Genomic DNA, 291 nt, shown 5'->3' with positions numbered 1-291 from the left:
ATCCGATCATCAGTATTCATATTCCACAGGGCGAAAAGCTCACACTGGAGAGTGTGAGGGAATCCATTATTCAGGGAATGGCTTTCTGGGGAAAAGAGATGCCGTATCTGTGTCATTCCTGGCTGCTCTATCCGGGGCTTAAAGACATTTTGCCGGAGAAAAGCAATATCATTATGTTTCAGAATCAATTTCAGATTGTAGAAACAGATTGGGATGAGCGTGAGGCTGAATGGCGTATTTGGGGAAAGGTACAGCGGAACCTGAATGTATATTCCGAGAACACATCTCTTC

1 protein-coding gene is annotated in these 291 nt (G+C 44.3%); it reads left to right on the top strand.

Annotation, left to right across the window (positions count from 1 at the left end):
• Positions 1-291, top strand: a 291-nt coding sequence (locus PZH32_RS13620; protein WP_275208793.1) for a hypothetical protein, incomplete at both ends; no start/stop codon positions are given.

This window comes from Adlercreutzia equolifaciens (assembly GCF_029076695.1).
In the GTDB taxonomy this organism is placed as follows: domain Bacteria; phylum Actinomycetota; class Coriobacteriia; order Coriobacteriales; family Eggerthellaceae; genus Adlercreutzia; species Adlercreutzia equolifaciens_A.
The sequence above is the reverse complement of the archived record's forward strand: the minus strand, read 5'-3'. Positions and strand labels throughout refer to the sequence as shown.